The sequence below is a fragment of the Xanthomonas sp. NCPPB 3959 genome (genome assembly GCF_056675575.1).
Genome location: NZ_JBWWVR010000001.1, coordinates 62756 through 86156, shown reverse-complemented (window position 1 = coordinate 86156; position 23401 = coordinate 62756). Strand labels below are relative to the sequence as shown.

The window sequence follows — 23401 nt, the reverse complement described above, 5'->3', positions numbered from 1 at the left end:
ACCTTCTCCCGCAGGGAGAAGGGTTCATAGCCCCTCTCCCGCCGGGAGAGGGGTTGGGGTGAGGGTACGGAGCGAAGCCCTGTGCCAATTAAGTTGTCCACCGACTGCTCTGCCAGTTCCAGCGACGCGCTTTTTAGTGCACGAGGCTGCGCCCGTACCCTCATCCGGCGCTTCGCGCCCACCTTCTCCCGCAGGGAGAAGGGTTCATAGCCCCTCTCCCGCCGGGGCGACAAGGCACAGCTTGCGCGCCATAGGCGCGCGTGCCTTGGAGCGCCCGCGCCGCAAGCGCGGGCCGGGGCGCGGAGCGGGGGTTGGGCTGAGGGTAAGGCGCCGCGGCCAATCACCAACCGCCAATCACGCGCAATGCTGTCAAAGCTACTAGACGCTTCGCTCACGTTGTCATTGCCCCTCAAAACGCCCCGCTCCTGTCGGGGCGTTTTGCTATCTGGCAAAAAACCGGCAGACATACCCCACGTCGCAACACCCCGGCCACATCGCAACACCCCTGAGATTCCCCCAACACTGCCGTTGGTCGAAAGGTGATCAAGCGCAAGCTTCTGCGGCCGATACACAGAGCAATGAGGGCAGTCTTGCCCGCGCTACGTCGAAGGAACTCCGCATGCACACCGCCAATTCCACACGCTCTGCCCGCCACATGCTGGGCTCCATGCTCGTTGTCGCGCTGCTGGCTGCCGGTGTGTCGTTGCCCCCGTCGTTCGCCGCACCGGCGGCGCCGGTCTCGGTGCTTCTGGACAACGTCCCGGTGAGCGCGCTGCAGTCGCTTGCCATCGATCTGGTGCAATTGCGCGACGACCAGCGTGCGCAGCTTGCCGCCTCGCATGACCTCGCACGCATCGATGCCTATGACGAGCGTCTGGGCAATCTGCGTCAACGTATCGCGCGGCATGCCGGTTACTTCCAGGCCACTGCACCGCAGGGCGAACAGGCACGGCAGTTTGCGCTGGTGCAGCAGCAGTTGGGCCAGTATCTGGCGCAACACCGTCAGGCCAATCGCGCCCTGCACGATGGCGATCTGCAAACCGCACAAGCCTTGTCGCTCGGCCACGACGGCGATACCCGCCACCAGTTGTGGAGCGAATTGCAGAACCTGCAGCAGTCCGTGGCAAGCGTCAGCAGCACGCAGCGCAACTAAGAGCGGCTAACAAAACTACTGCGCATCCGCAAAACGCCTACCCCGCCACTCCTCGGTCGTGGCGGCACCGCAAGCCCATTCCAGCCAGCCCCCACGCTGCGCCGATCCACGCGACCTGACGTCCAGGTCGGCGTGCGACGTGCGCTGCGCGGCCTGACGGTGCGCGTAACCCGCCGCAGACTTGCCAGGTCATGTACCGGCGCGGGACCAGCAATGGCATTCAAAGAATGGCTTCAAAAAAGCACTGCAAATCACCCACACACCAGCCGTCGGGCAACGCTCAACATTTCTGCAATCGGGTCGCTATCCGACATATCCCGGTCACACATCCTTTCACTGGATACCTGCCATGACGTTTAAGACCACGATCGCAAACACGCTGGCCAACGTGCCGCTCAAGCGCAAGTTCCTGTTCCAGACTGCGTTGGTGGCGCTGGGCATCATCGCGCTGGCGGTCATCGCCGCGCGCATGCAGTACGTGGATCTCACCGACACGCGCCGCGATGGGCTCAAGAGCCAGATCGAAATGGCGATCGCGGTGGTCAATGGTTACGCCGAGCGCGCCGAAAAGGGCGAGATGGATGTGGCAACCGCAAAGAGCAGAGCGCTGGCCACCTTGTCGACGATGCGCGCACGCGGCGGTGTGGATTACATCTACGTCACCGACCAGGCGCCGGTGATGCTGATGCACCCCACCCGCCCGGATCTCAACGGCAAGCCGCTCAACGATGTGCTGAGCCCGGACGGCAAGCGCATCTTTCCGGCATTCGTCACTGCCGCGCAAGCTGGCGGCGGCTACGTCGATTACGCCTGGGCCAAGCCCGGCGAAAAAGAGCCGGTGCAGAAGACCTCCTACGCGGCGCTGTACAAGCCGTGGGGCTGGGTGATCGGCACCGGCGTGTATCTGGACGACACCCAGGCGCAGGCGCTGGCCTTCACCGGCATTGTCGCCATGGCCGGTGGCGTGCTGGTGCTGATCAATCTGCTGGTGGGCTGGCTGATCGGCAACTCGATTCTGGAGCCGGTGTCGCGTGCGCTTGCCGCCATCAAGGGCGTGGCGCGTGGCGATCTGAGCGTGCGCACCGCCCAGCACGGCAGCGATGAAATCGGCCAGATGCTCAAGGCCACCGACGAAATGGTGCACACGCTGGAGCGCTTCTCCGCGCAGACCAAGGTGATGATGCACATGCACGCCGGCGAAGACGTCAGCCATCGCATGCCGACCGATTTCCCCGGTGTCTACGGCGAACTGGCGGGCGGCATCAACACCATGATCTTCGAACACCTGGACGCCATCATCGATGCGATCGGGGTACTCAACGAATACGCGCAGGGCGACCTGTCGCGCGACGCCGCACGCCTGCCCGGCACGCGTGCCGTGCTGCACGAAGCGATGGATGCGGCCAAGGCCAGCCTGCTGGCGATCAACACCGAGATCAAGCGCCTGGCCCAGGCTGCGGCCAATGGCGACTTCAGCCAGCGCGGCGATGCCACACGCTTCAAGCACGATTCGGCACGCATGATCAACGACCTCAACGCGATGATGGAGGTCAGCGACCGCAACCTGGGTAAGCTGTCCGAGCTGCTGGCCGCGCTGGCCGAGGGCGACCTCACCGCGCGCATGGACGGCCAGTTCCACGGCGTGTTTGCACGCATGCGCGATGACGCCAACACCACTGCAACCCAGTTGGCCGGCATCGTCGGACGCATCCAGCAAGCGGCCAGTTCCATCACCGGATCGGCCAGCGAGATCGCTGCCGGCAACAACGACCTGTCGCAGCGTACCGAGCAACAAGCTGCGAATCTGGAAGAAACCGCCGCTTCGATGGAGGAACTCACCTCCACCGTCAAGCAGAACGCCGAGAGCGCACGTCAGGCCAATCAACTGGCGATCGGTGCGGCATCGGTGGCATCACAAGGCGGACACGTGGTCAGCCAGGTGGTGGACACCATGTCCGGTATCCAGACCTCGTCCAAGAAGATCGCCGAAATCATCAGCGTCATCGACGGCATCGCGTTCCAGACCAATATCCTGGCCTTGAACGCGGCAGTGGAAGCGGCGCGTGCCGGCGAACAGGGCCGCGGGTTTGCGGTGGTCGCCAGCGAAGTACGCACGCTGGCGCAACGTTCCGCCGGCGCGGCGAAAGAGATCAAGCATCTGATCGACGATTCGGTCGGCAAGGTGGCACAGGGCTCGGCGCTGGTGGATCAGGCCGGCAAGACCATGGCCGAGATCGTGTCCTCGGTGCAGCGCGTGACCGACATCATGAGCGAGATCTCTGCCGCTTCGCAGGAACAATCGGCCGGCATCGAGCAGGTCAATCTCACCGTCACCCAGATGGACGAGAGCACCCAGCAGAACGCAGCGCTAGTGGAAGAAGCCACCGCCGCTGCCAATGCCATGCAGCAGCAGGCGCAGCAGCTCGATGAGGCGGTGTCCAGCTTCCGGGTGAGCGCAGCGGTTCCGGCACAGCGCAGCCACAGCCGCGTTGACGCACGCGCAGGAGCCCTGCTCGCCACCGGCTGAGCAACATCCACATCGTCGCCTTCAGCAGTCACCCCTTTCTTTCGCAGCGACTCCCATGACCGTGTCTTCCACGCAATCTCGCTCCGGCGGCAGTCTGGCGTACCGCCTGATGCTGGGCACCGCAGTGGCTGCCTTGCTGTGTTTCGGTCTGACTGCGGCGATCAGCTACTGGCAAAGCAGTCGCGCGTTGATCGCCTCGGCACAGACCACGATGCAGAACGCGGCACGCTATCAGGCCGAGCAGATCGGCAACGAGCTGGGGCAGGCGTTCACCACCGGCCAGTCGGTCGCCAGCGCCTTGCTGGCGCAGCGTGCCCATGGTGGGGTGAGCCGCGATGCGGCGGCGGCGATCGTGCACGACCAGTTGCAGAACCATCCTGAATGGGTGGGCATGGGGACGTTGTGGGAACCGCAGGCCTTCGATGGCAAGGACGGCGACTATGTCGATGCCAAGGGTCACGACAACACCGGTCGTTTCATGACCTACTGGGCCTATAACGGGCAGTCGCTGATCCGCGAACCGTTGGTCGGTTACGAAAAACCCGGCGACGGCGACTGGAACCTCAAACCCCGCGAGCTGGGCCGGCAGATCGTTGCCGGCCCCTACGATTACCAGATCGGCGGCAAGCCGGTGCTGATGACCACCTTGTCCACGCCCATCATGGATCAGGGCAGGTATGTGGGCGTGGTCTCGGTGGATTTCGCCCTGGCCGCGCTGCAGAAACGCCTGAGTGCGCTACGTCCGATGGACGACGGGTATGTCGAGCTGATCTCGCCTGCCGGGGTGATTCTGGCCTCGCGTGACGCTGCGCGGATCGGCAAGCCGGCCGACGGCGCCGACTATCGCGCAATGCTGGAGGCGACCAGGGCCGGCAAGGACTATCTGGATTTCACGCCGGATGCAGCCGGCACGGTCAGCGCCTATGTGCCGTTGCAGATCGGCCAGGCACAGGAGCGCTTTGCGCTGGGTGTGGTGGTGCCGTATGCGGCGATCATGCAGCAGGCACATCGCCTGTTGTGGACCATTCTGGCGGTCGGCCTGGGCTCGGCGCTGGTGCTCAGCATTGCGCTGTTTGCACTGTTGCGCCGTCAGGTGGTGGGGCCGCTGGATGCCGCCGCAAAGGTGGCAGGTGCCATTGCCGCCGGCAAGCTGGACAACCAGATTGCCGCGCAGCGCCAGGATGAGGTGGGCCGCCTGATGGGCGCCATGCAGCGCATGCAGACCGACCTGCGCCAGCGCATCGAGCGCGAGGCGCAGATCGCCAACGAAAACCTGCGCATCCGCACCGCGCTGGAGCATTCGGAGATGGAAGTGCTGCTCGCCGACGAACAGCACAACGCGGTGTTCATCACCGAAGCGCTGCATACCTCGTTGAAATGCGGCGAAGCGGCGTTTCATGCCAAGGGCCAGCAGGGCTTCAGCGCCGATGCGGTGGTCGGCAAACCGCTGGACTATGTGTTCGGCACCGACGCTGACGGCAAGGCGCGTTTGCAGCGCCTGCAGCAGTTGCAGTCCACCTCCCTGGAACGCTACACCTTCGGTCCGGTGACGCTGGACCTGACCATGACCCCGCTATACGCGGCTGATGGCCATCGCAGCGGCAGCATGTTGCTGTGGCGCAATGTCAGCGCCGAGGTCAGCACGCAACAAGAAGTCGCTGCAGTGGTGCAGTCCGCCTTGATGGGCGACTTCGGGCAGCGCCTGGCACTGGACGACAAGCACGGCTTCTATCTGGAATTCGGCCGTCAGCTCAACGGTTTGCTGGACACCACCGCGCAAGGACTGGAGCGTATTTCCAGCCTGCTCAGCGCGCTGGCCGAAGGCGACCTCAGCGTGCGCATGGATGGCGACTTCCAGGGCGTGTTTGCGCGCATGCGCGACGATGCCAATGCCACCGTGGCGCAGTTGACCGAGATCGTTTCCGGCATCCAGACCTCTGCCACGCAGATCAATGCGGCCGCCAGCGAAATTGCCGCCGGCAACAACGATCTGTCGCAACGCACCGAACAACAGGCGGCCAATCTGGAAGAAACCGCCGCCTCGATGGAAGAACTCACCTCCACCGTCAAGCAGAATGCGGAAAGTGCGCGTCAGGCCAACCAGCTGGCCATCGGCGCAGCCGATGTCGCCTCGCATGGCGGCGCGGTGGTGGCGCAGGTGGTCACCACCATGTCCGGTATCCAGACCTCGTCCAAGAAGATCGCCGAGATCATCAGCGTCATCGACGGCATCGCCTTCCAGACTAATATCCTGGCCTTGAACGCGGCGGTGGAAGCGGCGCGCGCCGGCGAACAGGGCCGTGGTTTTGCGGTGGTGGCCTCCGAGGTACGCACGCTCGCACAGCGTTCGGCCGGCGCGGCAAAAGAAATCAAACAGCTGATCGACGACTCGGTGAGAAAGGTTGCGCAGGGCGCGTCGCTGGTGCACCAGGCAGGCACCACCATGAGTGAAATCGTGGCCAGCGTGCAGCGCGTCACCGACATCATGGGCGAAATTTCGGCCGCTTCGCAGGAACAATCCAGCGGGATCGAGCAGGTCAACCTCACCGTCACCCAGATGGACGAAGCCACCCAGCAGAATGCGGCGCTGGTGGAAGAAGCCACCGCTGCCGCGCGTGCAATGGAAGAACAGGCCGGCCAGCTGACCGACGCGGTGGCGGTGTTCAAGCTCACGCAGGCAGCCAGGCCCAAGCCGGTTGCATCCACCACCAAATCGGTCGGCACATCGAGCGTCAAATCGAGCGTCAAACCGGCCGTCGGCGCTGCGCCATCGCCCAAACGTGCGCCAACAGCCCGCAAGCACATGGCAGCGCCGCAGCCTCACGCGGCAGGCAAGACGTCCAGCAACGCAGGCAACGACAGTCAGTGGCACGAATTCTGAGACCGGCGTTCGGTGCATGCGCACACGCGTGTGCGTAGCGACATCCGGTTGCACTCGTCAACTGGATGCATGCCGCAGCATGGATTGATCCAGGCAGCGCGCACGCTGCACGGCCGGCACGTGGCAGACGCCCTCCCCGACTACAGCTCCGTCCATCGGCCACGCATCAAGATTCATCCGCCGTTGCCGCTAGCGAGGAGGACATCGACTGCCTGCGCCCCACCGCAACAGCCGCTCTAGCACCGCATGCGCGCTGTTGTCAGACAGTGCAAGCAGACGTATGCGTTCCGGATGTTCGCGCGTTTCAGGGGTCGCCATGAAGCCACGTATTCTTGCCAGCTGCCTCATCCTGTTCGGCGTCGTCGGCCATGCCCGCGCCGAAGATCCGATCGCCACCGACCGCCCCGATTTCGTCGAGTCCAGCCTGACCGTCGGCGACCGCCGGCTGCAGGTGGAAACCAGCGTCGCGTGGGAACGCGATGACGCGGTCGATGGCTACGCCACGCCCACCTTGTTCCGCTACGGCCTGGGTCAGACCTGGGAATTGCGGCTGGAAACCGATGGCTGGCAGCGCATCGACGCACCCGGCGAAGCCAAGCTCAGCGGCATGTCCGATGTCGCGCTCGGCATCAAACACCATCTGGCCAGTTCCGACAGCGGCAAGACCTCGCTGGCCTGGCTGCTGCATGTGGATCTGCCCAGCGGCGCACGCGCCCTGCGCGGGCATGGCGCGCGGCCATCGTTCCGGCTGGTGGCCGAGTGGGATCTCAGCGACAGCATCTCGGCCGGCATGATGCCCGGCGTGATCCGGGACGACGACGGGCAAGGCCATGGCTACACCGCCGGCATCTTCGGCGCGGTGCTCGGCAAGGCCTGGAATGACCGCGTGCGCTCCTTCGTCGAAGTGGCATTGCCGCAAATCGCCAGCAGCGAGAACGGCGGCACCGTCGCACTGCTCGATGTCGGCTCGGCCTGGCTGCTGAGCAACGATGTGCAATTGGACGCGGTGTACAGCCGCGGGCTCAACCAGCGCTCACCGGATCACGCACTCGGCGTGGGTTTGTCTTTCCGCTTCTGAAACAGGCCGCACAATGAAAATCATGCACATGTTGGGCATTCTGGTACTGGTGGCTGCGCTGGCGCTGCTCGCCCTGGGTGGCGTCGGCTACAACGGCCAACGCGGCTTGCTTGCGGCGATCGCCGCGCAGGTGATCTCTTCCGATGCACTGCGCAACCACATGCAGGCGGACATGATGCATGACGCCTTGCGCGGCGATGTCACTGCCGCGCTGCTTGCCGCATCCAGGCAGGACGATGCCGCCATTGCCGCCGCACGCACCTCGCTGGGCGAACACGCAGCAGAATTTCGCCAGTCGCTGGAGGCCAACCGCACGTTGCCGCTCGATCCGGCATTGCGCAGCGAGCTGGAAGCGGTGACGCCGACCTTGCAGGCCTACATCGCCGCGGCCGATCAGGTGATGACGCTGGCCGAAACGCATGCCGACAGCGGCGCGGCCTACGCCGATTTCAACGATAAATTCGGCCAGCTCGAAACCCGCATGGGCGCGATCAGCGAGCGCATCCTGGCCTTGAACGCGGCCAACCGCAGCCAGGCCGAGCACTACAGCCAGCGGGTGATGTGGCAACAAGGCGGCGCGGTGGTGCTCGCGTTCGTGTGTCTGGCGCTGGCGGCTGGCTGGATTCTGCGCTCGGTGTTCGGCCTGCTCGGCGGCGAGCCGCAGCTGGCCATGGCCGCCGCACAACACATCGCCGAGGGCCGCCTGGACCAACCGATTCCGGTCGCCGCCAAACACGCACGCAGTCTGATGGCGGCATTGGCACGCATGCAGCGCGATCTGCGCGAACGATTGGAGCGCGAGCGCAGCATCGCCGCCGAAAACCTGCGCATCCGCACCGCGCTCGACAACGCCTCCACCGGCATGTACATCGCCGATCCGGATCTGACCATCATCTACACCAACAACGCGCTGAAGACCTTGCTGCACACCTACGCCGACGATATCCACGCCTGCGCGCCCGCCTTCGACCGCGCTGCACCATTGATCGGCCAACCGGTGTCGCAGCTGGAAGTGGGCAACGCGCAGGACGCGGAAATCTATCAACGCCTGGACCGCCAGGGCTCGGCGCAGCGCGAAGTGCAGTATCGCGCCGCCTGCATCGTGCAGGATGTCTCGGCGATCCGCGACGCGGCCGGCGCACACCTGGGGTTTGTCTGCGAATGGCGCGACCGCAGCGCCGAAGCGCAGGTCGAAATCGCCGTTGCCGACGTGGTACGCAGCGCGGCCGCCGGCGACCTGTCCAAGCGCATCGACAGTGCCGGCAAGCATGGCTTCTTCCTGCAGTTGGCGCAGCAGCTTAATGCCTTGCTCGATGCCAATGCAGGCAGCATCGCCGAGGTCTCGCGCCTGCTCAGCGCACTGGCCGAGGGCGATTTGAGTGCACGCATGCATGGCGATTTTCAAGGCGTGTTCGCCAGCATGCGCGACGATGCCAACAGCACCGCCGAGCAACTGGCGCAGGTGATCGGACACATCCAGCAGGCCGCCGGCAGCATCCATACCGCATCCAGCGAAATTGCCGCCGGCAACAACGATCTGTCGCAGCGCACCGAGCAGCAAGCGGCCAATCTGGAAGAGACCGCCGCCTCGATGGAAGAGCTCACCTCCACCGTCAGGCAGAATGCCGAAAGCGCGCGCCAGGCCAATCAGCTGGCCATCGGCGCAGCCGGTGTCGCCTCGCAAGGTGGTGCGGTGGTGGCGAACGTGGTGACCACCATGTCGGCAATCGCGGTGTCATCCAAGAAGATCGCCGAGATCATCAGCGTCATCGACGGTATCGCCTTCCAGACCAATATCCTGGCCTTGAACGCGGCAGTGGAAGCCGCGCGTGCCGGCGAACAGGGCCGCGGATTCGCCGTCGTCGCCAGCGAAGTGCGCACGCTCGCGCAGCGTTCGGCCGGCGCGGCAAAAGAGATCAAACACCTCATCGACGACTCGGTCGGCAAGGTGACCGAAGGCTCGCTGCTGGTGCACCAGGCCGGCACCACCATGTCCGATATCGTGGCCAGCGTGCAGCGCGTGACCGACATCATGGGCGAGATTGCAGCGGCTTCGCAGGAACAGTCGTCCGGCATCGAACAGGTCAACCGCACCATCACCCAGATGGACGAGGCCACCCAGCAGAATGCCGCGCTGGTGGAAGAAGCCACCGCCGCCGCACGCACCATGGAAGAGCAGGCCGGGCAACTGGCGCTGACAGTGGCGCGCTTCACGCTGGAGACGACGCCCGGCATTGCCGTTGTCGCGCTCACGAAAAAATCGGCCAGCGCCGCAGCCAAGCGCGCAACCGCTACCGCGACGCGTGCACCGGCCTCGTCACGTCGATCGAACAGTACGCCTGCGGCAACCGCCGGCAACGACAGTCAGTGGCAGGACTTCTGACCCCTGCACCGGTCGCGTGCGCTGCGCTGCGCGCGCGACCGTAACGCATGCCCTGCCCTATCGAAACTGCGTATTGCAGCAGCCTGGACTATGGAAACAGCGCGTGCCGCATGACCGGTTCTTCTTCATGAATAAAGAATCTTCCGGCCGGGCCGCTAGCGTGCTGGACAACGTCTCTGCGTAACTCCGAGGTAAATAATGAACAAGTTCAACGACTGGCCGATCCGCCGCAAACTGATGTTTGCCTTCTGCCTGAGCGCCGTGCTGACTGCCCTGCTGGGTGGACTCGGCTTTTCACGCATGAAGCAGATGCAGCAGGAAACCGACCTGATCAATCAGGACGTGGTGCCGGTGCTGAGCCGCCTGTCCGAGTTGCGTGGTTTCGCTGGCGAATTCCGCGTCTATGAAGTGGGCCAGTTCGTCAATCTCGACGATCCGGAACGCTATGCGATGTTCTTCAAGCGCATGGACGAGATCCAGGCCAAATACGTCGAAACGCAAAAGGTCCTGGATACCAAGATCGGCGCCGCCTCGCCGTTGAAGGCCGAGTACGCCAAGCTGACCGATGCCAGCGCACGCTACTTCGCGGCCAACCAGCAACTGCGCAAGCTCTACACAGATCCAGACCGTGCCGCGGCAATGGAATTTTCGCGCAAGCAGTCCGGCGAGATCCGCAAGGAACTGTTCGCCTCGGTCGACAAGCTCTATGCGCAGCAGTCCAAGGCACTGAGCGATATGGTGACCGCCAGCGCAGCCTCGTTCAAACTCACCAGCGCGGTACTGCTGCTCGGCACGCTGCTGATGGCGGCGTTGTCGGTCACCTTCGGCTGGTTGATCGCACGCAGCATCACCACCCCGCTGTCCAAGGCACTGGGCGCGATCAAGGCGGTCTCGCGTGGCGATCTGAGCGTGCAGGTCAGCAAGACCAGCAACGACGAAATCGGCCAGATGCTGGAGGCCACCGGTGGCATGACGCAGATGCTGCGCCGCTTCAGCGACGAAACCGCCCGCATGTCGCACCTGCATGCGGCCGAAGACATCACCCACCGCATGCCGGAAGATTTCCCAGGCGTGTATGGCAACCTGGCCGGCGGCATCAACACGATGATCTTCGAGCATCTGGATGCCATCACCGATTCGGTGCGCATCCTCAATCAATATGCGCAGGGCGACCTGACCCAGGACGCACGCCGTCTGCCGGCCAGCCGCGCGATCCTGCATGAAGCGATGGATGCGGCCAAGGCCAGCCTGTTGTCGATCAATACCGAGATCAAACAATTGGCGCAGGCCGCCGCCGCCGGCGATTTCAGCGCACGTGGCGACGCAGCACGTTTCAAGTACGACTTCGCGGTGATGGTGTCGGATCTGAACTCGATGATGGAAGTCAGCGACCGCAATCTGGGCAAGCTGTCGCAGTTGCTCGGCGCAGTGGCCGAGGGCGATCTCACCGCGCGCATGGATGGCGAGTTCCACGGCGTGTTCGCGCGCCTGCGCGACGATGCCAATGCCACCACCCAGCGCCTGACCGACATCGTCGGCCGCATCAAGCATTCCACCTTGGCCATCAACACTGCCGCAGGCGAAATCGCCGCGGGCAACAACGACCTGTCGCAGCGCACCGAGCAGCAGGCGGCCAATCTGGAAGAAACCGCCGCCTCGATGGAAGAACTCACCTCCACCGTCAAGCAGAACGCCGAACACGCGCGCCAGGCCAATCAGCTGGCGATCGGCGCGGCAGGCGTGGCCTCGCATGGCGGCAGCGTCGTCGGCCAGGTGGTCACCACCATGTCCGGCATCGAGACCTCGTCCAAGAAGATCGCCGAGATCATCAGCGTCATCGATGGCATCGCCTTCCAGACCAATATCCTGGCCTTGAATGCGGCGGTGGAAGCGGCGCGTGCCGGTGAGCAGGGCCGTGGATTTGCGGTGGTCGCCTCGGAAGTGCGCACGCTGGCACAGCGTTCGGCCGGCGCAGCGAAGGAGATCAAGAGCCTGATCGACGACTCGGTGAGCAAGGTGGCCGAAGGCTCGGCACTGGTCAATCAGGCCGGCAGCACCATGAGCGAGATCGTCTCTTCGGTGCAGCGCGTCACTGACATCATGAGCGAGATTTCCGCCGCCTCGCAGGAGCAGTCGGCCGGCATCGAGCAGGTCAACCAGACCGTGACCCACATGGATGAGGCCACCCAGCAGAACGCCGCGCTGGTGGAAGAAGCCACCGCCGCCGCACGCTCGATGGAAGAGCAGGCGCAGCAGCTCACCGAAGCGGTCGCGCTGTTCAGGCTGTCGGCCGAGCTGGAAGCAGTGACACGCGCCACCCCGGTGGTGCGCCACATCACCGCCAAGCGCCCGGCTGCCAGCACTGCGCCTGCTGCCAAGAAGCCCGCTGCCAGGTCATCGGTGTCCAAGCTGGCTGCCTCCAAGCCGGCTACCGCACGGTCGACCGCACGTACTGCCGCCGCAGCGGCGCCGTCCAACGAGTCGGATTGGGCGGAGTTCTAAACGCGCAGATCGTCGACATACAAGTCGCTGCAGTCCAAGCCGCGCTCTTTCGGGAGCGCGGCTTTTTTATTGCCGCAATTTTTCATAAGCAGACTCAGCCATGAGGCGAGAATAAACGCATATCGATAATAATATTTTACTTATGTATTGATTAGCCGACGGTCGCGTTCGGCGTGATCGACAATTGGAAACCTTTAATCCGGGCCGCAAAACGATTTAGTTGGCGACGCCATTTTCACAAGCATGACTTGACTTATATATTTACGCTATTGAGGTATTAAGTAATTGGCATGGCGAGCCGTTACTGCGCATAGCGACACGGCATACAGCAAGTGGTCGGCGCTACTCGGTCGCTCCCTTTCATCGCATAACGCCATCCAGGATCTGTCATGACCGCACTTCTCCAACGCTACAACGTCGGCCCTCGATTGGCGGCGGCTTTTGCTGTGCTGATCGTGTTGTCAGGGATTATCGCCTTCATCGGCTATCGTGGGCTGACCTCTGCACGCGCACTCGTGGACCATCTGGTGCACCAGAACATGGAGAAGATCCGGCTGTCCAACGACATGATGAATGCCAATTACATCATTTCGATGCAGATCCGTAATGTCGTGCTGCCGACCTCCAACGAAGACAACCTCCGATTCATCGAGATCATCAAAGGTGCGCGCGCCGATTACCTCAAGGCACGCGAAACCTTGTATGCAATTCCGCCCTCCGAAGAAGGCAAGGCCATCCGGGCGGAAATCGATCGTCGCCGTGAGATCGCCAAGGGATTTAACGACAAGGTCATCGATCTGGTCATGACCAATCACAGCGACGAGGCACTGCCCCTGCTGCTGACCAAGGCCGCACCGGCAATGCAGCAATGGCAGGACAAGATTGGCGAAAACATCGATCTGCAGGACAAGCTGGCCGGCGAGGCCTCCGCTGACGCGCTGCAATCCATGGACGACTCACGCAAGCTGCTGATTGGCGGCTCGCTGCTGGTGGTGCTGCTGAGCGGTACACTGGGCCTGCTGATCACCCGCAGCCTCACCCAGCCGTTGAGCCGCGCCACCCGCGCCGCAGAAGCAATTGCCGGCGGCAACCTGGACAACGACGTCAACACGCAGGCCAATGACGAAGCCGGCCGCCTGCTCAAGGCCATGAGCAAGATGCAGCTGCAACTGCGCAACCTGCTCAGCGCGCAGACCGACATGGCCAAGCGTCACGACGACGGCCAGATCAGCTTCCGCATCGATGCGGCAGCCTTCCCCGGCGAGTACGGCCGCATGGCGCACGACACCAACAACCTGGTGGGCTCGCACATCGCGGTGAAGATGCGTCTGGCGCAGATCATGGGCCGCTACGCGATCGGTGATCTGTCCGAGGACATGGAAAAGCTGCCCGGCGAAAAGGCCGTGCTCAGCGACACCATGGCGCAGGTCAAGGTCAATCTCGGTGCGATGAATACCGAGATCAAGCACCTGGCCCAATCGGCCGCCAATGGCGACTTCAGCGCCCGCGGCGATGCCGAGCGCTTCCAGTACGACTTCCGTGTGATGGTGGAAAGCCTCAATCACCTGATGTCCACCGCCGACGGCAACCTGCAGGCGTTGTCCGGCCTGTTGCAGTCGATCGCTGCAGGCGATCTCACCGCACGCATGAGCGGCGATTTCCGCGGCGTGTTCGCGCAGATGCGTGACGATGCCAATGCCACCGCCACGCAGCTGGCCGAGATCGTCAGCGGGATCAAGGCCTCGGCGATTTCGATCAAGGGCGCCGCCAGCGAGATCGCCGCCGGCAACCAGGATCTGTCGCAGCGCACCGAACAACAGGCCGCCAACCTGGAAGAAACCGCCGCCTCGATGGAAGAGCTCACCTCCACCGTCAAGCAGAATGCCGAAGGCGCGCGCCAGGCCAACCAGCTCGCCATCGGCGCGGCTAGCGTGGCCTCGCAAGGCGGCGACGTGGTCGGCAAGGTGGTGCAGACCATGAGCGGCATCGAAGCCTCGTCCAAGAAGATCGCCGACATCATCTCCGTCATCGACGGCATCGCCTTCCAGACCAATATCCTGGCGTTGAACGCAGCGGTGGAAGCGGCACGTGCCGGCGAACAGGGCCGCGGTTTCGCGGTGGTGGCCTCGGAAGTCCGCACGCTGGCACAGCGTTCGTCTGCGGCGGCCAAGGAGATCAAGGGCCTGATCGACGATTCGGTCGAACGTGTCGCCGAAGGCTCGGCACTGGTGCACACCGCCGGCAAGACCATGGGCGAAGTGGTGGCCAGCGTGCAGCGCGTGACCGACATCATGGGCGAGATTTCCGCCGCCTCGCAGGAACAGTCGGCCGGGATCGAACAGGTCAACCAGACCATCACCCAGATGGACGAAACCACCCAGCAGAACGCCGCATTGGTGGAAGAAGCCACTGCCGCCGCACGTGCGCTGGAAGACCAGGCCACCCAGCTCACCGACGCAGTGGCGGTGTTCAAGACCGATACCGCCTATGCCCAGGCACCGGTACGCGCTGCGGTGCTGCGCCCGGCAGTGACCACGGCCGTCAAGGCCAAGGTCGCCGCAGCCGGTCGCAGCGCCGCGTCCAAGCCGCGTGCCGTGGTCACCGCACCCAGCAACGACAGCAGCTGGCAGGAATTTTGACTGAATGGAGCCGGCCGGCCATCGTGCCGGCCGGCTCAAGGCATAGCAGCTATTGGCCGATAGGTTGCGTACGCCTTCGAGAAGCATCAATGACCACTTCGCCCGCGCTGTCGACTCAGACTGCCCACCCCTCCCCGCGCCGCTGGAGCAGCCGCTGGGACGATCTGGCAATCGCAAGAAAGCTCGGCGCGATCGGTGTGCTCGCCTTGGCAGGCATGGTCATCCCGGTGCTGCTCTATCGCGGCAAGCTCAATGAAAGTGTGGCCATCAGCAGCAACGAACTGCGCAGCTATGCCCCGCTCGGGCAGATGCTGGGTTTGATCACCGACCTGCACGCCGCACATGTGGACAGCGGCAGCGCCGCCAGTAGCGCCGCGCAACGCGCCAATCGCGATCTGCAACAGCTGCTCGCTACCACCGCGCGCATGCCCGGTTTCGAACGCAGCCAGAAAGAATTGCTTGCCTTGCAAAAACGCCATGTCGCTGGCGTTGCCGCGGACGGCTATGCCGCAGTGAGCGAGCAGGCGTTTGCCGCACTCGACGCACTGCGCGACGACAGCCAACTGGTCTACACCCCGTATATCGAGAGCTACCACCTGGTGGTCTCCACGCTGATCTACAGCCCCGATGCCACCGAGTCGCTGACCCGGCTGGACGCCGCCAACGACCCGTCGCAGGCAGCCGACAGCCGCGCCATGCTGCGCGAACAACTGGGCCAGCTCGCACGCAACCATCTGCGCTTTCGCCATGAGCTGGACAAGGCGATGGGCTTGCTGGAACACCCGGACCCCGCCCTGGCCACAGCAGCAACAACCGAAGCGGCGCGTGCAGACGCGGCATTGGCTGTACTGCGCAGCGCGCTGGAAGGCAGCGATGCACAGGCCGATACGCGCTGGAATGCCGCGCTCGACGATCTCGGCCAGGCCATGCAGGACTTGAGCGGCGTGTCGTTGCAGGCCTTGCAGCGCCAGTCCGAGCGTCACCTGGTCGAAGCCCGCACTGCGATGTGGCAAGCGATCGCCGGCCTGTCGGTGCTGGCCGTGCTGATTGCAGCGCTGGGCTGGTACACCTTGTCCAAGCTCACCCGCAATGTGCGCCGCGCCGCCGCGGTGGCCGCCAACATCGCGCAAGGCCGGTTGGACGAGGGCATCGTCGCGCCCAGCCGCGACGAAACCGGCCAGTTGCTCGACAACATGCGTCAGATGCAGGAACAGCTGCAGGCCGTGCTGGCCGCACAGAGCGAGATGGCGCAGCGCCACGACGCCGGCCAGATCGGCTATCGCATGCAGTCCGAAACCTTCCCCGGTGCCTACGCCACCATGGTGCGCGAGACCAACACGTTGGTCGGCTCGCACATCGCGGTGATGATGCAGTTGGCGCAGATCATGTCGCGCTACGCCATCGGCGATCTGAGCCAGGACATGGATCGCCTGCCCGGCGAAAAGGCCGTGCTCAGCGACACCATGGACACGGTCAAGGGCAATCTGGCGGCGATGAACAGCGAGATCAAATTGCTCGCGCAGGCCGCCGCCAACGGCGATTTCAGCGTGCGTGGCGATGCGCAGCGCTTTCAATACGACTTCCGCGCAATGGTGGACAGCCTCAATCAACTGATGGCCACCGCCGACGCCAATCTGACCTCGCTCTCCAGCGTGCTGCAGGCGATCGCCGCCGGCGATCTCACCACCCGCATGCATGGCGACTTCCACGGCGTGTTCGCACGCATGCGCGACGATGCCAATGCCACCGTCATGCAGTTGGCCGATATCGTCGGGCGCATCCAGCATTCCACCGACGCGATCAACGATGCCGCCAGCGAAATCGCCTCCGGCAACCAGGATCTGTCGCAGCGTACCGAGCAACAAGCGGCCAATCTGGAAGAAACCGCCGCCTCGATGGAAGAACTCACCTCCACCGTGCGCAACAACGCCGAGCATGCACGCCGCGCCAATCAGCTGGTGGTTGGCGCAGCAACCGTGGCCTCGCAAGGTGGCGAGGTGGTCGGGCAAGTGGTCGGCACCATGGCCGGCATCCAGGCCGCCTCCAAGAAGATCGCCGACATCATCGGCGTCATCGACGGCATCGCTTTCCAGACCAATATCCTGGCCTTGAATGCAGCGGTTGAAGCGGCGCGTGCCGGCGAACAGGGGCGCGGTTTTGCGGTGGTCGCCTCCGAGGTGCGCACGCTGGCACAACGTTCGGCCGGTGCTGCAAAAGAGATCAAGCAGCTGATCGACGATTCGGTGAGCCGGGTCGAACACGGCAACCAGTTGGTCGGCCAGGCCGGCCGCACCATGCAGGACATCGTCAACTCGGTGCGCAGCGTCACCGAGATCATGCACGAGATCAGCGAAGCCTCGCAGCAGCAGTCGCAAGGCATCGAGCAGGTGGGCCAGACCATCGCACAGATGGACCAGGCCACCCAGCAGAACGCCGCGCTGGTGGAAGAAGCCACCGCCGCCGCACGTTCGATGGAAGAACAGGCGCAGCAGCTGCGCGATGCTGTCTCGGTGTTTCAGTTACAGGCAGCCGCCACACCCGCCCGGCTTGGTCGCGCCGCGTGACGGCGTGACGGCGTGAGTCCATTGCACGCGGTCTTGCATCCATCGGTCTGATGCCGCACGCCAGTACGCCGAAACAGCTAGCGTGCATCCACGCTCAATCGGTGCTTTTACACAGCTTTTTGCAATTCGGCACCTTCGCAGTGCTTTTTGAAAGCGTGATCACGAAGTGAATCCGCTGCCATCGGCGCGTGTCTGGATATCGCGCCCCACCGGGCTTTCCGGGCAGGTTGTGCACATCCACGTCACTTCAATGACGGCCACCCATACGTAATGGGCCTTGCGAATCAAGCGGCAAGCAAGCCGGCCGTTACAGATCCCAAGCATGCATACCTGCCCTGCACTCGGTCGCGTCGTGACGACGTATCACATGCACCGACGATCGGCTCGCTCCATGCCCAGCCTCGCGTTACCTCACCTAGTGCCCAACGCGTCCGCGCCGACGCGTCTTGTCCTTCTTGCCACTGCCTCGAGACCCCACAATGATCGCTCTTCTTCAACGGTATAACGTCGGCAAGCGCCTGACTTTCGCTTTCGGCACGCTGATCCTGTTGTCATGCGGGCTGGTCGCCGCAGGCCTCTACACGCTGGCGCAGGCGCGCGACCGCATGGACACCGTGGTCAATCGCAACATCACGATCATGCAGCACGCGCAGGACATGACCAATGCCACCTCGGTCATCGCCGTGCAGTTGCGCAATATCGTGTTGCCGACCACGCAGGAAGACAATCTGCGCTTCTACGCCATCATCAAGAAGCAGCTCGAGAGCTATCAGCACACGCACGACAAGCTGTACGAATTTTCCGCCTCGCCGCAAGCCACCGAGATCCGCAACCGGATCGACCTGGCCAGCGCAGAAGCCGCCAAGGCCAACGAGCAGGTCGCGCAGCTGGGCCTGACCGGCAAGCCCGATGAAGCACTCACGCTGCTGCTGGCAAAGGCCGCACCGGCCACCGAGCAGTGGCAGAACGCGTTGGCAGACTATTCGGCGCTGCAGCGTCAACGCACCCTGGAGGCCTACGTCGCAACCACTGCCGAGATGGCGCGCGGCCGTGCCCTGCTGATCGGTGGCGGTCTGGCGGTGGTGCTGTTCAGCGTATTGCTGGGCTTTTTGATCACCCGCAGCCTGGTGCGCCCGCTCACCCAGGCCACCCGCGCCGCTGAAGCGATTGCCAACGGCAACCTCGATAACGATGTGCGTACGCAGTCCAACGACGAAACCGGCCGCCTGTTGCAGGCCATGGATCGCATGCAGGGCCAGGTACGCAATCTGATCAGCGCACAGCTGGACATGGCTAAGCGCCACGACGAAGGACAGATCAGCTTCCGTATGGATGCCGGCGCGTTCCCCGGCGACTACGGCCGCATGGCCACCGACACCAACGAATTGGTCGCCGCGCACATCAAGGTCAAGATGCAGACCATCCACCTGGTGGAGCGTTACGCGATCGGCGATTTGAGCGAAGACATGCCGCAGTTGCCGGGCGAAAAGGCGGCGATTACCACCGCGATGAATCAGGTCAAGTTGAACCTGTCGACAATGAATGCGGAGATCAAGCAGCTGGCGCAGGCCGCCGCCAATGGCGACTTCAGCGCACGCGGCAATGCCGAGCAGTTCCAGTTCGATTTCCGCATCATGGTGGAAAGCCTCAACCACCTGATGGCCACCGCCGACGGCAATCTGCAGTCGCTCTCCAGCTTGTTGCAGTCGATCGCTGCCGGCGATCTCACCGCCCGCATGACCGGCCAGTACCAGGGCGTGTTCGCCCAGATGCGCGACGACGCCAACGCCACCGCCGAACAACTGGCCGGCATCGTGGGCCGCATCCAGCTGGCCGCCAATGCGATTGGGTCGGCATCGGGCGAAATCGCCTCCGGCAACCAGGATCTGTCGCAGCGTACCGAGCAACAGGCCGCCAATCTGGAAGAAACCGCCGCCTCGATGGAAGAACTCACTTCCACCGTCAAGCAGAACGCCGAACACGCAAGTCAAGCCAATCAGCTCGCCATCGGCGCCGCTGCCGTGGCCTCGCAAGGCGGCGATGTGGTGGCCAGGGTGGTCACCACCATGGCCGACATCCAGGGTTCGTCGAAGAAGATCGCCGAGATCATCAGCGTCATCGACGGCATCGCCTTCCAGACCAACATCCTGGCCTTGAATGCCGCGGTGGAAGCGGCGCGCGCCGGCGAACAAGGCCGCGGGTTTGCAGTGGTGGCCTCCGAAGTGCGCACCCTGGCGCAGCGTTCGGCCGGTGCGGCCAAGGAGATCAAGCACCTGATCGACGACTCGGTCAGCAAGGTCACCCAGGGCGCCACCCTGGTCGACCAGGCCGGCACCACCATGGCCGAAATCGTGGCCAGCGTGCAGCGCGTCACCAACATCATGAGTGAGATTTCGTCGGCCTCGCAGGAGCAGTACGCGGGCATCGAACAGGTCAACCAGACCGTGACCCAGATGGACGAAACCACCCAGCAGAACGCCGCACTGGTGGAGGAAGCCACTGCCGCCGCACGCGCAATGGAAGAACAGGCCCAGCAGCTCACGGAAGCGGTTGCAGTGTTCAAGGTCGCCGAGCACACCGCGGTGGCGCGTCAGCTCTCTGCCATTGCCAAGGCACCGGCCAATGCCCGCTTCGCTGCGCGTCCGGCCGCACGTGCCGGCAGCGTTGCTCCGCCGCGTCGCAGCGTGACTGGCGCCTCGGCAGCAGCGGCCGACCCGAGCGATTGGCAGGAGTTCTGAGCCACGCCCCACCGCTGGCGGCAATGCGGTTTTAAGTGCGCCTCAGCGCTGCCACAACGCGCTTGAGACGGTTGCGCCTTGCGCAAACGTCTCAAGCACGCGCTCACGTAAGTCTGCATCTGCACCATCTGCATCTGCATCTGCATCTGCAAGATGTTCACCACGGCACCGCCCTTGCGGTGCCGTTTTGCGTTATGCGCGACATCGCTGCCTGCACGCAACCCGCAGACACTGCGGCAAGCGTGAAATCGTACTTCACATCGTACACATCACCCCGCGCCAAGCTGGGGTCAAAACCGCCATTTACGGCTGCTTTTTCAGGGTATTCCTGACACCTCCCCACCAATTCCCTACCCGCTCTACACATGGCGATCACGTGGCTGAGACCGGGCTTTACCAGCAAGTTCTGCTTGCCTCAATGCAGCGCGCCTAACGCCGTTATCTGACCGATGCATCACACAAGGCATGACGCCTGACGCAATGCTCCAGCGCTGCGTTGTACGTCATGCCACCCCAACGGCACATCCGCTCAGGTCCCTCAATGAACTCCTTCCTGCACCGCTTCAACGTCGGCAAGCGCCTCTCGCTGGCCTTTGGCGTTTTGATCCTTCTCTCGTGCGCGCTGGTGGCCGCCGGCCTGTATACGCTCAGCCAGGCGCGCGAGCGTCTGGACACCATCGTCAACCGCAACATGGCGATGATCCAGTACGCCACCGACATGCTGGACGCCAATGCCACCATCTCGTTGAATCTGCGCAACATCGTGCTGCCCACCACCGACGAGCAAAACCGGCAGTTCGCCGAAGTGATCGATGCCCAGCGCATCCGCTACAAGGATCTGCGCGAAAAGCTCTACGCGTTTCCTGCCGATGCGCACGACCAGCAACTGCGCAACGCGCTGGATCTGACCCGCGAGCAGGCGCTGTCGCACAACCAGCAGGTCCGCGAGCTGGGGATGGCCGGCAAGGTCGACCAGGCCATGCCGATCCTGCTCGAACGCGCAGCGCCGGCCACCCAGCGCTGGCAGGATGCGATCCGCACCTACTCCAACGCGCAGCGCAAGAGCAGCCAGTTGGCCTATGACCAGGCCAGCGCCTCGATGGCGCGTGGCCGCAGCATGCTGATCGGCGGCGGCGTTGCCGTGGTGCTGCTGAGCGCCCTGCTGGCCTGGATGATCACCCGCAGCCTTACCGGCCCGTTGAACCGTGCCACCCGCGCTGCCGAGGCCATTGCCGAGGGCAAGCTCGATAACGCAGTGCACAGCGAGGCCAGCGACGAAACCGGCCGCCTGCTGCAGGCGATGGACAAGATGCAATCGCAGGTACGCAACCTGATCACGGCGCAGCTGGACATGGCCAAGCGCCACGACAGCGGCCAGATCAGCTTCCGCATGGATGCCGGCGCATTCCCGGGCGACTACGGCCGTATGGCCGGCGACACCAACGCGCTGGTCGACAGCCACATCCAGCTCACACAGCGCCTGGCGCAGATCATGGGCCGCTATGCGATCGGCGACCTCAGCCAGGACATGGACGCGCTGCCCGGCGAAAAAGCCATGCTGACCGACACCATGGCGCAGGTGAAAACAAACCTGGCGTCGATGAATCAGCAGATCAAGCAGCTAGCGCAGTCCGCGGCCAATGGCGATTTCAGCGCACGCGGCGATGCGGCGCAGTTCCAGTTCGATTTCCGCGTGATGGTCGAGAGCCTCAATCAGTTGATGGCCACCGCCGACGGCAGCCTGCAGTCGCTGTCGGGCATCTTGCGGTCCATCGCCGCAGGCGATCTGACCGCGCGCATGGACGGCGATTTCAAGGGCGTGTTCGCCCAGATGCGTGACGATGCCAACGCCACCTCCACCCAGCTGGCCGGCATCGTCGGGCACATCCAGCACTCGGCGACCTCGATCAATGCCGCCGCCAGCGAGATCGCGGCCGGTAATCAGGATCTGTCGCAGCGTACCGAACAGCAGGCCGCCAACCTGGAAGAAACCGCCGCCTCGATGGAAGAGCTCACCTCCACCGTCAAGCAGAACGCCGAAAGCGCACGCCAGGCCAATCAGCTCGCCATCGGCGCCGCAAGCGTGGCCTCACAGGGCGGCGCCGTGGTCAGCAAGGTGGTCGACACCATGAGCGGCATCGAAGCCTCGTCCAAGCGCATCGCCGACATCATCAGCGTCATCGACGGCATCTCGTTCCAGACCAATATCCTGGCCTTGAACGCGGCGGTGGAAGCGGCGCGTGCCGGCGACCAGGGCCGTGGCTTTGCGGTAGTCGCCTCCGAAGTACGTACGCTGGCACAGCGTTCGTCCGCCGCCGCCAAGGAGATCAAGAGCCTGATCGACAACTCGGTGCAGCGTGTGGCCGACGGCTCGCAGCTGGTGGACCAGGCCGGCAAGACCATGGCCGAGATCGTCGCCAGCGTACAGCGCGTCACCAACATCATGGGCGAGATTTCCGCCGCCTCGCAGGAGCAGTCGGCCGGTATCGAGCAGGTCAACCAGACCGTCACCCATATGGACGAAGCCACCCAGCAGAACGCCGCATTGGTGGAAGAAGCCACCGCCGCCGCCCGCGCGATGGAAGAACAGGCCCAGCAGCTCACCGAAGCGGTGGCCGTGTTCAAGATCGTCGAGCAAGGCCCGGTGGCACGTCAGCCATCGTCGATGGTCGCTGCGCCGGTCAATGCACGCTTCGCTGCGCGTCCGGCTGTCGGTGCCACCAGCATCGCCCCGCCACGTCGCACCGCCATCGGCACGGCGACCGCGGCGGCCGGGCCGAACGACTGGCAGGAGTTCTAAGACACACACACCGCAACCCGCAACACACGCCGCATCCAAGAACACCATTCGAGAGTAGTTTGATTCGTGGTCAACGAATCTTGAGGGTCGCTTCCTTGCGAGGGAGGCGGCCCTTTTTTTGTGCCGAGATGTTCTT

At 63.9% G+C, this 23401-nt stretch carries 10 protein-coding genes; all 10 read left to right on the top strand.

Going from position 1 to position 23401, the window contains the following annotated elements; translation table 11 throughout:
- Positions 1 to 619: 619 nt before the first annotated feature.
- The 10 genes from AC1KVG_RS00300 to AC1KVG_RS00255 all read left to right on the top strand — a co-directional run bounded on the left by AC1KVG_RS00300 (position 620) and on the right by AC1KVG_RS00255 (position 23265).
- Complete coding sequence (locus AC1KVG_RS00300; protein WP_255085281.1) at positions 620 to 1153, top strand: hypothetical protein; 534 nt, start codon at positions 620 to 622, stop codon at positions 1151 to 1153.
- Positions 1154 to 1502: 349 nt separating this feature from the next.
- Positions 1503 to 3680 carry a methyl-accepting chemotaxis protein gene (locus AC1KVG_RS00295; protein ID WP_481093154.1) on the top strand — a complete coding sequence of 726 codons (2178 nt, stop codon included), beginning with the start codon at positions 1503 to 1505 and terminating at the stop codon, positions 3678 to 3680.
- 55 nt (positions 3681 to 3735) lie between these two features.
- Complete coding sequence (locus AC1KVG_RS00290) at positions 3736 to 6561, top strand: methyl-accepting chemotaxis protein (protein WP_481093153.1); 2826 nt, start codon at positions 3736 to 3738, stop codon at positions 6559 to 6561.
- Positions 6562 to 6877: 316 nt separating this feature from the next.
- Positions 6878 to 7639, top strand: a complete 762-nt coding sequence (locus AC1KVG_RS00285; protein WP_115038898.1) for a transporter — start codon at positions 6878 to 6880, stop codon at positions 7637 to 7639.
- A gap of 13 nt (positions 7640 to 7652) precedes the next feature.
- Positions 7653 to 10022, top strand: a complete 2370-nt coding sequence (locus tag AC1KVG_RS00280; RefSeq protein ID WP_481093152.1) for a methyl-accepting chemotaxis protein — start codon at positions 7653 to 7655, stop codon at positions 10020 to 10022.
- A gap of 198 nt (positions 10023 to 10220) precedes the next feature.
- Positions 10221 to 12524 carry a methyl-accepting chemotaxis protein gene (locus AC1KVG_RS00275; RefSeq protein WP_481093151.1) on the top strand — a complete coding sequence of 768 codons (2304 nt, stop codon included), beginning with the start codon at positions 10221 to 10223 and terminating at the stop codon, positions 12522 to 12524.
- A 389-nt stretch (positions 12525 to 12913) separates the two neighbouring features.
- On the top strand, positions 12914 to 15163 hold the full coding sequence (locus tag AC1KVG_RS00270) for a methyl-accepting chemotaxis protein (protein ID WP_481093150.1): 2250 nt from the start codon (positions 12914 to 12916) through the stop codon (positions 15161 to 15163).
- Between the two features lie 89 nt (positions 15164 to 15252).
- On the top strand, positions 15253 to 17727 hold the full coding sequence (locus AC1KVG_RS00265; protein ID WP_481093149.1) for a methyl-accepting chemotaxis protein: 2475 nt from the start codon (positions 15253 to 15255) through the stop codon (positions 17725 to 17727).
- Between the two features lie 479 nt (positions 17728 to 18206).
- Positions 18207 to 20465 (top strand): methyl-accepting chemotaxis protein, encoded by a 2259-nt coding sequence (locus tag AC1KVG_RS00260; protein ID WP_481093148.1) that lies wholly within the window; start codon positions 18207 to 18209, stop codon positions 20463 to 20465.
- 541 nt (positions 20466 to 21006) lie between these two features.
- Positions 21007 to 23265, top strand: a complete 2259-nt coding sequence (locus tag AC1KVG_RS00255) for a methyl-accepting chemotaxis protein (RefSeq protein WP_481093147.1) — start codon at positions 21007 to 21009, stop codon at positions 23263 to 23265.
- The last annotated feature ends 136 nt before the right edge of the window (positions 23266 to 23401 follow it).

Excerpts from the sequence above, each read along its gene's own strand:
- AC1KVG_RS00300 (WP_255085281.1), top strand. The coding sequence starts at position 620 with ATGCACACCGCCAATTCCACACGCTCTGCCCGCCACATGCTGGGCTCC.
- AC1KVG_RS00295 (WP_481093154.1), top strand. The coding sequence starts at position 1,503 with ATGACGTTTAAGACCACGATCGCAAACACGCTGGCCAACGTGCCGCTC.
- AC1KVG_RS00290 (WP_481093153.1), top strand. The coding sequence starts at position 3,736 with ATGACCGTGTCTTCCACGCAATCTCGCTCCGGCGGCAGTCTGGCGTAC.
- AC1KVG_RS00285 (WP_115038898.1), top strand. The coding sequence starts at position 6,878 with ATGAAGCCACGTATTCTTGCCAGCTGCCTCATCCTGTTCGGCGTCGTC.
- AC1KVG_RS00280 (WP_481093152.1), top strand. The coding sequence starts at position 7,653 with ATGAAAATCATGCACATGTTGGGCATTCTGGTACTGGTGGCTGCGCTG.
- AC1KVG_RS00275 (WP_481093151.1), top strand. The coding sequence starts at position 10,221 with ATGAACAAGTTCAACGACTGGCCGATCCGCCGCAAACTGATGTTTGCC.
- AC1KVG_RS00270 (WP_481093150.1), top strand. The coding sequence starts at position 12,914 with ATGACCGCACTTCTCCAACGCTACAACGTCGGCCCTCGATTGGCGGCG.
- AC1KVG_RS00265 (WP_481093149.1), top strand. The coding sequence starts at position 15,253 with ATGACCACTTCGCCCGCGCTGTCGACTCAGACTGCCCACCCCTCCCCG.
- AC1KVG_RS00260 (WP_481093148.1), top strand. The coding sequence starts at position 18,207 with ATGATCGCTCTTCTTCAACGGTATAACGTCGGCAAGCGCCTGACTTTC.
- AC1KVG_RS00255 (WP_481093147.1), top strand. The coding sequence starts at position 21,007 with ATGAACTCCTTCCTGCACCGCTTCAACGTCGGCAAGCGCCTCTCGCTG.